13 protein-coding genes are annotated in these 13,655 nt (G+C 58.2%); 5 read left to right on the top strand and 8 right to left on the bottom strand.

Going from position 1 to position 13,655, the window contains the following annotated elements:
• Positions 1–378: 378 nt before the first annotated feature.
• The 5 genes from FJ443_RS27780 to FJ443_RS27760 all read right to left on the bottom strand — a co-directional run bounded on the left by FJ443_RS27780 (position 379) and on the right by FJ443_RS27760 (position 5,439).
• On the bottom strand, positions 379–1,140 hold the full coding sequence (locus FJ443_RS27780) for a Crp/Fnr family transcriptional regulator (protein ID WP_140498452.1): 762 nt from the start codon (positions 1,138–1,140) through the stop codon (positions 379–381).
• A gap of 131 nt (positions 1,141–1,271) precedes the next feature.
• Positions 1,272–2,051, bottom strand: coding sequence for a response regulator transcription factor (locus tag FJ443_RS27775; RefSeq protein WP_140498453.1), 780 nt, complete (start codon positions 2,049–2,051; stop codon positions 1,272–1,274).
• Positions 2,052–2,491: 440 nt separating this feature from the next.
• Complete coding sequence (locus tag FJ443_RS27770) at positions 2,492–4,078, bottom strand: GMC family oxidoreductase (RefSeq protein ID WP_181175144.1); 1,587 nt, start codon at positions 4,076–4,078, stop codon at positions 2,492–2,494.
• Between the two features lie 210 nt (positions 4,079–4,288).
• A complete protein-coding gene (locus FJ443_RS27765) occupies positions 4,289–4,768 on the bottom strand; it encodes a MucR family transcriptional regulator (protein WP_318012505.1) in 480 nt (159 codons plus the stop codon).
• Positions 4,769–5,244: 476 nt separating this feature from the next.
• Positions 5,245–5,439 carry a hypothetical protein gene (locus FJ443_RS27760; RefSeq protein WP_140498455.1) on the bottom strand — a complete coding sequence of 65 codons (195 nt, stop codon included), beginning with the start codon at positions 5,437–5,439 and terminating at the stop codon, positions 5,245–5,247.
• A gap of 91 nt (positions 5,440–5,530) precedes the next feature.
• On the opposite strand from FJ443_RS27760, the gene FJ443_RS27755 reads away from it, so the two are divergent.
• The 5 genes from FJ443_RS27755 (at position 5,531) to FJ443_RS27735 (ending at position 10,252) form a co-directional block, all read left to right on the top strand.
• Complete coding sequence (locus tag FJ443_RS27755; RefSeq protein WP_140666429.1) at positions 5,531–5,935, top strand: hypothetical protein; 405 nt, start codon at positions 5,531–5,533, stop codon at positions 5,933–5,935.
• Positions 5,936–6,101: 166 nt separating this feature from the next.
• On the top strand, positions 6,102–8,108 hold the full coding sequence (locus FJ443_RS27750) for a DUF4838 domain-containing protein (protein ID WP_140666427.1): 2,007 nt from the start codon (positions 6,102–6,104) through the stop codon (positions 8,106–8,108).
• A 751-nt stretch (positions 8,109–8,859) separates the two neighbouring features.
• Entirely contained in the window at positions 8,860–9,189 is a 330-nt protein-coding gene (locus FJ443_RS27745; protein WP_140498457.1) for a DUF768 domain-containing protein, read from the top strand.
• Between the two features lie 79 nt (positions 9,190–9,268).
• A complete protein-coding gene (locus FJ443_RS27740) occupies positions 9,269–9,769 on the top strand; it encodes a metallophosphoesterase (RefSeq protein ID WP_140666425.1) in 501 nt (166 codons plus the stop codon).
• 177 nt (positions 9,770–9,946) lie between these two features.
• A complete protein-coding gene (locus tag FJ443_RS27735) occupies positions 9,947–10,252 on the top strand; it encodes a hypothetical protein (RefSeq protein ID WP_140498458.1) in 306 nt (101 codons plus the stop codon).
• A gap of 134 nt (positions 10,253–10,386) precedes the next feature.
• Here FJ443_RS27735 and FJ443_RS27730 read toward each other — a convergent pair whose 3' ends face one another.
• From FJ443_RS27730 to FJ443_RS27720, 3 genes are read right to left on the bottom strand one after another with little or no spacing between them, the layout of a single operon-like run.
• Entirely contained in the window at positions 10,387–11,571 is a 1,185-nt protein-coding gene (locus tag FJ443_RS27730; protein ID WP_140658145.1) for an FAD-dependent monooxygenase, read from the bottom strand.
• On the bottom strand, positions 11,568–12,290 hold the full coding sequence (locus FJ443_RS27725; protein WP_140658143.1) for a class I SAM-dependent methyltransferase: 723 nt from the start codon (positions 12,288–12,290) through the stop codon (positions 11,568–11,570). The genes FJ443_RS27730 and FJ443_RS27725 overlap by 4 nt, the downstream gene beginning before the upstream one ends.
• Entirely contained in the window at positions 12,291–13,376 is a 1,086-nt protein-coding gene (locus FJ443_RS27720; RefSeq protein WP_140658141.1) for a type III polyketide synthase, read from the bottom strand.
• Positions 13,377–13,655: the final 279 nt, after the last annotated feature.

The raw sequence follows: 13,655 nt of genomic DNA, 5'->3' as shown, positions 1-13,655 counted from the left end.
CGCGCTGATCAGCCCGGCCCATGCCGGAGAGCACGGCGACCAATGCCGTCAGCTACACCACTCCCCGGGACACGATCTCGCTTGGGACGCCCCAAGGAGCAATCATGATGCCTCGATCACGCTCGTTCAGATACTCTTTGGATGGACATCGACGTCCGACCAATTCCTGAAGTCGGTCGCAGAGCGAGTTCACGGTCGTCTTGAACTAGCCGAATGAGCAGGCGAAGCTGCCTATCAGTCACCTTGGAGCACCGCGGCTGCCGCTCAGGGCCAGCGTAGATCAAGCCCAAACACAACCGACGTCCGGTCCCAATGCAACCCAGCAATCTCAGAGATCGCGACCACTCTCGAAAGGTGCCCCGACGCATCGCCTACGATTTAGTCGTCCGACTTTGCCACAAGATCGGCGATACGGGATACATCAGGCACGTAAAGCTCTTTGGCGTGGCGCAGCACGAGTCCGATGTTTTGCAGGTAGCTCAGCTCGCGTGCCACCGCCTCGCGGTGGGTGCCAATGCGGTGGGCCAGATCCGTATGGGTCGGGATAGGAGAAATCCTCGCCGAACCGTCGGCTCCGATGTCTTCAGCGCATAAGCGCAGCAACTCCTTATGCACCCGGGACCGAACGTTGAGCGTCGAAAGCTCAACGATGTGCTCGACAAGCACCTGCTGACGTTCCACCAACAATTGTACAACCGCATGCAGGGCTTCAGGATCCTGCTTGACTATGTCCAGAAAGGCACGACTGCCGATCGAAGCGATAGTGCATGGTCCCGCCGCTTCGACCGAATATGGCATCTGGATGTCGCCGCTCAAGGCAATTCCGTTAACAAGCGAGCCACGATGCGCAGGGGGGAGCGACACAATCTTGCCATTGCGGGTATAAACGAGCGCTCGAAGCTCGCCCTCGAGCAGAAAAAAAAGCCGGTCGACACTTTCGCCGGCCGGGACCAGGACGTCCCCTTCATTGAGATGCAACCAACGACAGCGGCGGTCTATCTCGATCAGCGTGGACGACTTAACATTGCTGAAATGCTCGATATTTTTCAAATCCGGCCCGTGCATATGGTTGGCATCAGCTACGGAGGTGATCTCCCCGTCAGTCTGCGGGCCTGGATATCGAACGGGCGGTTGTTTCATCCTGGGTAGCGCCCCCTTGCAAAGGTTCGCAGCCGCTTCCGTTGCGGCTGCTCCCCAAACTCAAGCAAATCACATCTACTAAAACGGTCCGTCAAGAACCATTACTCGTTGAGTGAGGCGGCACCCATATTTCAATTCCGTATGGCAATCCCTTCATACGGCGTTGTGTTGAGTATGTAGGCGACTTCGGTACGGTTTCTCGCACGAAGTTTTTTCATGACATTCCGAATGTGTACCTTGACCGTACTTTCACACATGTTGAGCTCGTACGCGATGACCTTGTTCGCCTTTCCTCGACGCAATGCCTCGATGACAGACATCTGACGCGAGGTAAAAGTGTTGTCTCCGTGCGGCTGCTGCTTGGTCGCGGACTGACCGTCGGTGACGGCGCGTCCTGAATGAAAGAGAACACTGGGCGGGACGAAAGTTCCGCCCGCCGCGACAAGCTGGATGGCCTTGGCGGCCACCTGCAACCTGACGCTGGTAGGAATATAGCCACGCGCGCCGTTTTCGACCACTTTGAGAATGTCCTCAAAGTTCTCGATATCCGATAGGATGACCACCCCTACCTCGGGCCTGGTCGCTTTCAGATGGCCTATCTGGGAAAGATGATAGTCCGCCTGGGAGTTCGACCACATCACACACATCAGGACCGTCGAAACTCTCTGCGTTTCTTCGGGATCCGCCATGTCGAACGCTTCGACCGACGCGTAATGCTGGATATGAAATGATGGCTCGATGATTTCGAGGCTTCTGCTGAAGCAGTCACACATCAAAGGCCGGCCATCGATGATTGCAATCTCGATTCCCTCTCCCGAGGACGGTGAGAGACGATTGACGTCGAGAATAGATGGATATTGATCAAGATCAGTTTTGTCCGTCCGATCATTCGCAGGCAAAAAACTTGTCATGACTCACCCCCGCGCAAATCTCGCCCCAACGGAGATTTCGCTTTTAAACCCATACCTTAACACTTTAGTAATAGCTTGTGGACCGGAGGTGGTGGTGTGACAAAACGCACAGCGCGGCCAAAATTTCGGTTTCCCCAAGCAATCAAAGTGAAAAAGTCGTGGTTGCAGTATTATAGTTGGCTTCGAAGTCCATGCGCTTACCAATAGGGGGTAGCTACGGAAGTAGCGGTCATCCAGAATCGTTACGACAAAGAGCTGAACAGGGGTGGCTATGTGAGCCGTTGGTCAGACCTTCGCTCAAAACGCGCACACTTTCTCGGCAAAGCGTAAAATTACATTCAGGAGCCGGCATATTCCATATGGCGGACCTGCGGCATGAGACGTCGCAGCCTGCTCCCTTTCCTCGTCGATTGACCGCTTTGGCGAAGGTGGAGGCGAGCTTATTCGAGGCTTTGCCGCAAGTGCTGGCCCAGTCTGATAGCGAGCGCGACAATGGTGAGGGTGGGCATGTCGTTGCCTCCGGTCGGGAAGACCGAGCTGCCGGCGACGAACAGATTTGCGAGGCCGTGCACCTGGCACGAACTATCGACCACGCCGGTTCGCGGGTCGTCGCTCATCCTCGTCGTGCCCATGTGGTGTCGAACCCAGTGATATGGAATGTCTCGCTCCCCCGCCGGGTTTTTGTCCTGGCCTGGATGAATGGCGCTTCTATGCCCCAGCCGCTTCATCTCTTCAGTGATGATCGCCTGGACACGCTCAAGCGTCCGTCGGACGAGAGGCCCCACGTTCCATTGCAGCTTCACACGGGGCAGACTGAACTCGTCGAGCCTTGTATCGAGCGTGACGCGGCTTGCCGGATCCGGTTCTTGTTCCAGTATCGTGTCAAAATGAAAATGCCTTGCACGCCGACGTGAGTGCCAGATCCGTTCGAAACCTGCCGATATTGCTCCCGCCGGATGCATCAGGATAGTTCGGCCGCATTTGATAAGGTCGCGATGCAGCCGGCCTCTCCGCAGCCAGAAGGCAAGATACTGCAAAGCTTCGGAACCATCCATGTGATTGACGCAAGGCCCAGGCTTGATCCATGTGCGGGAATCGAGGAGGCGCTCGCTTGCACGTATTTCGGGCCGCAGCGCCAGTCCGAATGCATCATTGGTGCCGCGGTTTTCAGGCGACAATCCGGTCGTGCGGGTCCAGGGCACGTGGAGGTCTATCATGTTGTCGGGCTGGCTGACTTGCAGGCTTCCCCATTTTACCCGGGGATGCTCCATGAAATAGCGGCCAACCAGGTCATACTGGTTTCCTATGCCATTCGGCGCCTGTCGGTTTGAAACAAGGAGCAGGCGCGCGTTTTCGATACCGCCGCAGGCCAGCACGAAAAATCGCGCACCAATCTGGAATCGTTTGTTCGGCGTACTCGCTACCTCGATGGAGCGAACCCGCCTTCCGCAGTCGTCGGTGTCGAGCCGCAGCGCCGTGGCATGCAGCACGACCTGGACGTTTTTTGCGTCCTTAAGCTTCTTGCGAAGCGTTGCTCCGAGATCCGGAGTGGGACTGAGAAAGCAGCGTTCCGAAAAGAGCGGCCCGTTTTCAGGCATGACCGCGGAAGTCGGCCAATCGGTCAGCAGGTCGTCGATTCCGAGCAGGCGGGCTGCGGTCTCATAATGGGGTAGTAATGATTTATGGGCGACGGGCCAACCACTCAGGGGTATCCAGGGCCGATGCTCGAAATCGCCATGATCCAACATCTTGCACCATCCGCCCCAACCAGCCTTGCCTGTGCTCCCGCCGAACTGACGAAGGCGGCAAAGATCAAGAGCTTCGTAAGGTTGACCCACGGACAGCCCGCGCGACAGCCGTTGGCGCCAGTGCTCGTACGTCATGCCACCGCTTTCGATGACGCATATGCGATGCCGCGTGCCTTCTAGTTGTGATGCTATCGCCAGGCCTGCGGCACCCGCTCCCACGATGCACACATCCGCCTCCAGGCGCATGCCTTGCGGAAAGGCGTTGCAATCTTCAATCATGGCGTCGATCGGGCATGGTGTCGATCGGGACCAGCAATTGCACGCCTGTGAGAATAGCGTGGCCATTTGCGCCTTGCCCCCAGCCCCATTTGGCTGTTGGTCCCGCTGGCATCGGGCGGGCACGTCAAATTTGTGATCCGAAGAAAACAAATGTCACGATACGAGCAACGGCGCGAGGACTGCCGGAGCCTCGCCCTGTGCTCCATTCGGTTAGCCTCTGGAAGTTCGGCCACTGGCATTCCGTTGTCCAAGCCTGATCCTCTTGGCTGCCTCCGAGCGCAACGCAGTTAAATTTGGCGCCACAATCGGATAATCCGGCGGCAAGCCCCATTTCTGGCGATATTGCGCTGGCGTCATGCCGATGGATGTAAGATACCGCTTCAAGGATTTCATGCGGCGCCCGTCCTCCAGGTTGACGATGAAGTCAGGGGTCACCGACTTGCGGATCGGCACGGCTGGAACAGGTTTCGGTTCGGGCTGGTGATCGCCCACGGCAAGCTTTTGCAAGGCACGGCCGACATTCTGGATCAGGTCAACCAGATCGGAAGGCGACGTCCGGTTTTTCCTGACATAGGCCGAAACAATATCAGCGGTTAGCTCAATGTGGTCGGCGGGGTCAGAGTCCATGAGTCCGCTCATTGCCTGAAGAAGGCTATCTTCCGTGGCCGAGGCGCGGAGCACGTTCTGCATCGCTCATTGAAGGATTGCCCACCGTCACAGGAGAATGCTCCTGATGCCCCGCTCCTTGCATGGCCCAATGCCATCCCCAGGTGCCGTTTGTGTCAATTGTCCCTTGGCGGCAGCCGATCCATCCAAAAGTGGTACCGCTTGGCAATCCCGATCCCGTGATGGCAGCGGCGAAACCGGCAGCACCGGCGGCACAGCTAAGCCGGCAAGACCGCACTGATCCGCGCACATGTCGCGTACCGGTATCGACCGTCAAATCGATATCCAGCGCCGCCTCTCTGCGACGACTCGACTTGTTCGCGACGGCTCGACTTGTTCAAGGCTGTCGTGTCTGGAGCTTCATGGCGCGCTTAAAGTCACGATTGTCCACGCGGACAGCGCAAGACATCTCCAGGCCCGTAAGCCTTGAACAATGCTTGCGCCTTGCACTGCGCATGTGCGCTTGGACCTGAGCGGCGCGGCTTGACGAACCGCTCTTTCTACCACTCCGAGCCGGTATAGCCCGCAGCTTCCTTCCACAATGCGAGTGCGATGCTTGGCGAGCGGCCTTTCACTTCAATGTCTTTGCCGCGGTACTTTCCAGCCGCAATCCACACTGTCTTTGAACGCTGATAGATGTTGATGTCGAGGGCGCTGGCTAGAGCTTCCCAGTCCCTGCGTCTCGAAAAATCCATCCGACCCCCATCTCTCCATAATGTGGAGCAGTAACGAACATGGCGGATGAGAGTTCCCAGATCGTGAGGACTTCACCATTGGTTTGCGCAAATGGGTCGCACAGCGGTGAAAACTGCCTCCGCTGGCTACGCCAGCGGAGTATTGAATTGGGCGATATCCCCAGGCTGGAGCTATTTGGCCGCCTTTGCCGTCCTCTCCGCACCCGCCAGACTTGCCAGCGGTTTTTCGCCAGATCCGCTGGTGCCACCCGACCGGCCGGCCTCGGACGGCCCGACCTTTGTCCGGAATCGGCAAAACGGCGAGATGAAAGAAGCCACTGAAGCACTCAGCGAGATTGTCAAAAGAATGTGTTTGATCATGATAAACCTCCAAAAGAGGGCATTGCTTATCCCGTGGAGATGGATAGTTTTTCCCGAAAAAATTGCGTATATCTCGATTAATTCTTTTCACCCTTTAAATGAGATGGGACTCTGCGTGTATGTACCTATTATATAAAGAGAACCCTCACACGCTGATCTTCGTCTTGGCCCCGAACTGCAGACTGGCCATCAATGGATCGGCATGCGGGTAAGGGAAAACGTGATACAAATTGTTGTGAACGCCCGTCCTCGTAAAATGGGTCTACATTCTTGGATGCGCGCGCATAGGTGAGGTCTTTGGCATGGGGCCGTTATCGCGAAGGACGTTTGCACAGGGAACGGTTCTGGGCCTGTTACACTGGCTTGGCTTTACCAACCCTGGCAAAGCGGCCACTCAATCCTCAGCTGGCGTAACGCTTATCGCCCGCGGCAGACCTGCGGCAACGCTCGTTACTTCGGATCAGCCGAGTGGCTCTGTTCACTACGCCGCCACGGAACTCGGCTGGCACATAAAAAAAGCGACCGGCATCCAACCTGCCATCACAACTGAAAACCATGTCTCGCCGGCTGGCCTGCGTAACGCCGCCCATATTTTTCTGGGCGACACCCGGTTCGCCCGGGCAGCCGGAATCACATTCGGCGCATTGGCGCGTGAAACCTGTATCATCCGAACCGTCGGCAACCATCTGTGCATCGCCGGCCTCGATCATCCCGGCAGTGCGCTCGACCAAAACACGTCCGCGGGCACCCTCTTCGGCGTGTACGAGCTCCTTGATCGCTATTTCGGTGTCCGATGGCTATGGCCAGGTGAGCTGGGAACGTTTGTCCCAAAGGCACAGTCCTTGGTGATCCCCGCGCTTGATTACGTCGTTACGCCCCGGTTCATGCAGCGTCGCGTGCGCGCTGGGGCTGGCTTCACGAGCGAAGAACATCCCGAAATGGGTTTCACCGCAGCAGCGGCGAAAGAATATATGAAAGCCCAGGCCACGTTCCTGCGTCGCCACCGAATGGGCCGCAGAGTACCCACGAACTACGGTCACGCTTTCGTCGACTGGTGGCAGCGGTATGGTACCGAGCATCCCGAATGGTTTCAATTGGTCAGAGGCAAACGGGGCCCGGTGAGGCTGGGCGCTCGCTTCTCGATGTGCATTTCCAATCCGGGCTTGCGAGAAGAGATCGTCTCGCAATGGCGTGAGCATCGGAACGCCTCTGCGGGACAGCCAACTTTCGTCAATGCGGTCGAGAACGACATCCCGGGGCAGTGCGAGTGCGAAATATGCAAAGCGCTGGATGGCCCAGAGCCGCCTGACTATCGAAAGTTCATTCCGTCGAAGTCGAAGATCGCCAGCAAGCCTTTCGTATCGGACCGCTATGCGCGTTCATGGCAAGCCATTCAGCGGATAGCCGCGAAAGACGACCCTAACGCGGTCGTGGTGGGATACGCCTATATGAATTACTTCGCGGCACCGACATCGGGAATCAAGTTGAACCCGAATATCCTGATCGGGTTTTGCCCATCGGCCTGGTACTATCCACGCAGCGGCGAAGAGCAGGACTGGATAAAAGACCAGTGGCGCGGATGGGCGGCAACGACTGCCCAGGTGTTCATGCGCACCAACTACTTCCTGGATGGCTACTGCATGCCGCACATATTCGCCGGCCAGTTCGCCGACGAGTTTCAGAACGCGGCGCGAAACGGGATGGTCGGAACCGATTTTGACTCGCTGACAGGCCATTGGGCGACGCAAGGTCCAAATCTCTATTTGTTGATGCGCCTGCAGACACATCCTGAGACTGCCGTGGAGTCATTGTTGTCGGAATATTATTCAGCCTTCGGACCTGCGGCCGACGACGTCAAAAGCTATTTTGATTATTGGCAGGCGTATACTTCGAACGCTCGCGCCCAGCTGCGGGAGGGGTTCGAGGCTCTTGGAGCATCTCGTTGGCGAAGCTGGGCGAAGGCGGCGCACGCTGTCTATCCAGAGGAGAGTTTCGCGCCGGCGGAAGCCTTGCTTGACAGGGCGGTAGCCTCCGCAATCCAAGATCCGGAAGCCTCGATGCGGATGAAGTTTCTTGAGCTGGGATTGCAGCATGCGAAGCTGTGCTCGCGAGCGGCCAGCAAGCTCACGCTCGGCGATCCGCAATCCGCCTATGAGCGCGGAAAGCCGGAACTGGAAGCGTTGCTGCAATTTCGGCGATCATATGAGCATATGTGGATATCCAACATGAATCACTGCGCGTGGGTAGAGAGCCAGAGTTGGATCCTGCCGGGCTTTGCGATTCAATCTCCGGACCTTGATCCGGAATGATCCATCTATTTTGAAAGAAGGTTTGCGGGAAGCTAGCTGGCCGAGCCGCACGATATCGCGCCCTGGCCAGCTAGGGAGAGGTGGTCGGCGTTGTGCCAGGCACTGCCGACTGTGCTCGGTGCAGTTGCGGGAGCGCTTCTGTCCATGAACGGGGGGACTGCGTCAAGACAGGCGACAGACGCGACAATCACCTCGCAATTTTTCCTCAATCGCCGGAGAGGACACGTCGTGCTGCGCGGAAGTCGGTGCCTGGCTCTGGTTTCCCGATGTGAGGCCGAGACTTGCCGGACTGCATTTTTCCTGTCGGCTTTGAGCTGTGTTAACGTTGCCCTTGAACCGGTGGATCGGACCGAGGGGACTAGGGTCCGAAACCCGATTTTCATCCTGTTTGGCTGACACCTCCCATTGTTTTGGGAGTTGTGAACCACCTGGGCATTTCGCGACTCGAAGGCGAACCGTCAACCGCGCACTATTGTTAGGCCCAGGTACTTCCCACCTCCCTTTATAGAACACGGGAAGTCTGTAACCTATGACTGCAAATTGTAAGCTGACAGTTTGGGGCTACTCCGTTCGGATACCGTGTGTTGCCGACGGCAAGGGCCGCGGCACCGATGGCAGCGGCAATGGCCATGCTCAACCGGCGTTCATCGGATCCCCGGTACCCAAGGTCAACGTCACAAGAGTCCGCAAAGTGTAGCCAGGAACATGGAACAACCGCTCTCAGCAGCAGTTGTCCGGTTCAGGAGGCAATATGAGCGCGACGATCGAGTTCTTTCGAACTTGGCTGCAGGAGAATGTCGGAAACCTGGCGACCGACACGCAAGTCAGCGTCGCGGTGTTGGCCCAGCAATTCGAGCAGGATGCGGACGCCGCAGGATACGGGCGCGAGGTTCGCGAAGAAGATATCGGCAACATAGAGGACGCCATCCAGCAGGCCCTCGACAAGGCGAACGCAGCCAACGGCCGGCAACCAGTTCCGGAGGAAGATGGCTCGCTTACGCCGATTATCGAAGGTCTTGAGGCTGCGGAGCCTGAACACTCAGCGTCTGCCGCCGGTGACGGCCGTAAGGAAGGAAGCTGACGAGCGCGTACAGCCGAATACCGGATCGTTAGTCCGGCGTATCGGGCTGGGTCGATCAGCGAGGGAAGTCGCGCACAGGATGATCTTCTTCACGAGCGATACTCATTTCAACGATCCACGCATCCTGCGAATTGATCGGCGGCCGTTCGGCTCGCTGGCAACGCATGACGCGGCGCTGATGAGCCTCTGGAACGAGACCGTCGGCTCGGACGACGAGATCTGGCATCTGGGTGATTTTGCCCGCCCGAAGGCCGGCATCGAAAACATCCTGTCGCAGCTCAATGGGCGCAAGCACCTGATCATCGGCAACAATGACGGAAGCGATGCAACGCTCGCATCTGGCTGGGCCAGCATCCAGCACTATGTGGAACTGGTGGTGGACGGTACCCTCCTCGTCCTGTGCCATTATCCGTTTCGGACCTGGAATCAGATGGGCAAGGGATCGGTGAATTTGCACGGCCATTCGCATGGCAAGCTGAAGCCGCTTACTCGCCAGCGTGATGTCGGCGTTGACGTGTGGAATTTCCGGCCGGTTTCCCTGCCGATCCTGCTCAACAAGCACAACCGTCGATCAGGCTGAGCGTGGCCCGTCGCCACTGACCGCAGTCGTCCTTTATACAGTTCTGGATGTGCTTCGCTCAGCATCAAAGCCGGACAAGAATGAAGATCGATCACGATTTTCCGTTACAGGAACAACAAGGACGGCGCTCCGTTGGGAAAGTGATCGCAACAAGCGATTTAACCAATGGAGGCACTTATGATGAAAACGATCTTGGTCGCATCCGCCCTGTCCTTAGCGCTCGCCACATCCGCCCTGGCCCAAACGAGCGGCTCGGGCAATGCCGGCGGTACCGCAGGCGGCGGCATGAACAACAGCGGCACGAGCGTCAACGGCTCCGGCAGCACCACGGGGACCGTCACAACTGATCCGAATGCGACGAACTCGACCACGACAACACCAAACGGCATGAATGACCGTTGCAAGGACACTGCGGGCAATGACGTCGACACCAATACCGCCAGCGGCACTGCCACCTCGCCGTCCCAAAATTGCAACAAATAGTTCCGCCAGCAGAATTCAGCTCAGGCCCGGCGATGACCGGGCCTGAGACATCATGTCGAATCGCAAGGCTGGGCCTATCGAAAGACGGAGTGCATGACCGCTATAGCGTCTTGGAGCACAAAGTCTTGAGCCTCTCAGTCGCACCCGATCGGCAGCGGTTTCGTTTTGCCGGTCAACCTGGCTCCCAGCGTCAGGCTGTTCGGGAAGCCGCTCACGAACGTGTTCATCGCGGCAGCGGACATGGGATGGGAGGCAAGGCGTGCCAACAAGGCAGCCACGCGAATGCGGGTGGCAAATTGGCTGTTCCAGACCTTCGAATAGCGGCGGCCAACAGCAATCCTCGCCGCCCGGTCCCAACGGCCGAACCTGGCCAGTTCGTTGGCTAGCAACCAGCCTGACTGCAGGGCCATCGATATGCCTTCAGCGATGATGGGATGGGACTCACCGGCGAGGTTGCCCACCCGAAATATGTCGTCGGCAAAACGTGGACGAATGCCAGGCCGTATGGGACCTGTGGCGAGCCATTCGCCATCGAGCGTGGCATTCACGATCGTGGAGGCGACACGGGGACACGAAGCAAGGATATGGGCATGAACAGCTTGGGCTGCCGACGAGACGTTGCCTTTTTCGCGTAGCCTGATCAAGACGTCGCGGCGCATGCAGCACGACAGCGACATCCTGTTCCGGTCGGCCCAGACCATGCCGCCATAGCCGCCCGGAAATGCCAGCAGGGGCATGAGGTCGCGGTCGAGCTCAGCGCCGGTGAAATGAGCCTTGAATCCGAAAAGATCGTGCGGCGCGTTGGTTTTCGGCAGGTTCGTCGGAAGCCTTCCTTGTTCCCACGAGCCATGCGCGGCAATAACGACCGGCGCAACGAGAACTCCCTGATCGTGCTTGCTTTCGATCCGAACCATAGCGTTGTCACCATCGGTGGTGATCTCCGCCGCCCGCCAAGGCTGGAACACGTCGGCTCCGGCATCGCGAGCCGCATCCAAAAGCATGCCATCCAGAACGTCGCGCCCGAGCGCGCGTCCAAATGCATCTCCCGCGGCCCGCGGCATGCCCGCATCCGTGCCGGGACCCGATGCAAAAAGTGCAACCCGCTTGACCTCCGGACCAGCTTTGGCGCGAACCGCGGCGCCTCCGCCCAATCTATCCAATAGATCCAGATTGACCGCAGACATGAATTCCCCGCAAACTTTGCGGCGCGGGAATTCACTTCGCTCGACGATGGCAACGGCGCGCCCCTGGCCGCTCAAAGCCAAGGCCACCGAAGAACCACTTGGCCCGGCGCCTATGACGATGGCGTCGTACATCATGGCAAACCTTCCGAAGCGCGGTCGACGGCAAGGAAGGCATGGGTAAACGGTCCAATTCTGCGTTCTGCACACTGGCGCCTGAAATCCGGGGGCCATAGGCTGGAAAGCTCATCACCCGCAAAACCGGCGCGGACGCTTGCCGCCGCATCGTGCAAAGTCACCTCGTTCGCGCCGATGACATGCAGAAGCGAACAGGCTCTTAAGGCAATGGCGTTTCGGCTCGGCTCGGTGGCGAGAAACACTGGCGCCAGAGGGCGAATCGCCAAAAACAGGCGTTTCAGGGCTGCGTCCGGAAAATGGTGCAGAAACAAGTTGGCCGATACCACATCGAAGGCGCCGGCTCGGGGGCTTTCGATCCATTCGAAGACATCATCGATGATGGTTTCGACCCGCCAACCAAGTGCGTAGAAATCAGCGAACCGCCTGTCTGAAATGAGGTTGAACTGGTCAAGCATGACCAGGTCGACATCTGTCCAGCGCCGGGCGAGGCGCTTTGCGACGGAAAGCATGAATGCTCCATCGCCGGAACCAATTTCCAAAAATCTGGTCGGGCTTTTGCGCACGCTTGCCTTCAACAGGCTGGCCATGATCGCGCTCTGAAACATCAGTGCGTTTATCCAGGCGAGATCACGCCGCGAACCGACGGCCCTTGGATCGTCGGGAGGCAAATTGTCGAGCAGTTCCCGCTCGATCCGACGATGGTCGAGATCATTGGCCATTCAGGTATCGCCGGCTGTGTGGAACATCATCGTCTCGGTCGTCAGGCCAGGTCCGAATGCCATGGCACAACCCACACGGTCTTCCTTTGTGGCCTCGCGCAGCATTCGCTCGAGTACGAACATGACGGTAGCAGAGGACATGTTTCCGTTTTCACGAAGGACCTCGCGGGAGGTCGACAACGCATCGGAACGGAGATTCAGCGCGCGCTCCACTGCGTCGAGAACGGAGCGGCCGCCCGGGTGGACGGCCCAAAGGTCGACGTCTGAAACGCTCCTGTTTCCCAGAATGCTGCCTATGTGTGTGCCGAGTGCATGGTGGATTGCGGCGGGAACCTCTCCCGACAACACCATGTCGAAACCGTCGTCGCGTATGTTCCAGGTCATGAGGTCGCGGCTGCCGCCATCGACGAGCGCGTGAAAACTATCCAGTCCTATGCCAAAAGGACTGGCGCTTACCGACGCAGCCGAGCAGCCATCGCCCCACAGGCAGAACGAGAGCAGCTTTTCAAGGTCGGAGGTCTCCTTGAGGTGAAGCGTACAGAGTTCGATGCTGACCACCAGAACCCGGGCCTCGGGTTCCGACCGGATGATGTGTCGTGCCTGCTTGAGTGCGTTGATCGCTGCATAGCAACCCATGAAGCCGAGGATTGTGCGCTCGATGGAGGTCGGCAGGTTGCACCGGGCAATTATTTCCAGATCCAGGCCGGGGGCGGAAAACCCCGTGCAGGTGGTGACGATCAAATGTGTGATACGGCTCCTGTCCTGACCATGAAGGAGCTTCTCCACGGCCTGTTCAGCCAGAGCGGGCGCTGTGGCCGCGAACATCTCCATGCGCTTTGCCGTGCCTGGAAACGCGCCGCGTTTGAAAACACCCTCCAAATCGACACTTGGGCCTTCAGGATCATCGGCGGGCGCAAAGCACGAATAACGATGCTCTATTCCGCATCTGTCCGCCATGCGATCAAAGATCGCCCGGCGACGGGGATTTGCCGTCAACTGGGAACCGGCAAATTGAAGAAAGAAGCGGTGAACGCCATTCTCCGGAACGGCTGCCGCAATCCGGTTGATGAAAGCTTGAGCGGGCATTTTTTCCTCGGCCTACAGCTTTAGGCTGGTGTACCGCGGGCGGTGACTACGAACCCGACCGGGTCGGGACCAGCCCCTGAGAGGTGGTAAACACCCTCGTAAACGTTCGGGACAGATGAAAGCTTCCCTCGTCCTCGACGATTTCCAAGGTGCCGGCCAATGGCGGCACCAAGCGCAATTGGAGGCATCCTCGGCGGCGCAGGCGGGCGAGCGTCGAATGTGGCACCGTACGCAACGGATGCCGCATTCGCATCAGGATGGATGGCACCGCGGCCGCCA

The sequence above is a fragment of the Mesorhizobium sp. B2-6-1 genome (assembly GCF_006440475.1).
Classification (GTDB): Bacteria; Pseudomonadota; Alphaproteobacteria; order Rhizobiales; family Rhizobiaceae; genus Mesorhizobium.
This window is presented reverse-complemented; position numbering and strand designations above follow the sequence as displayed.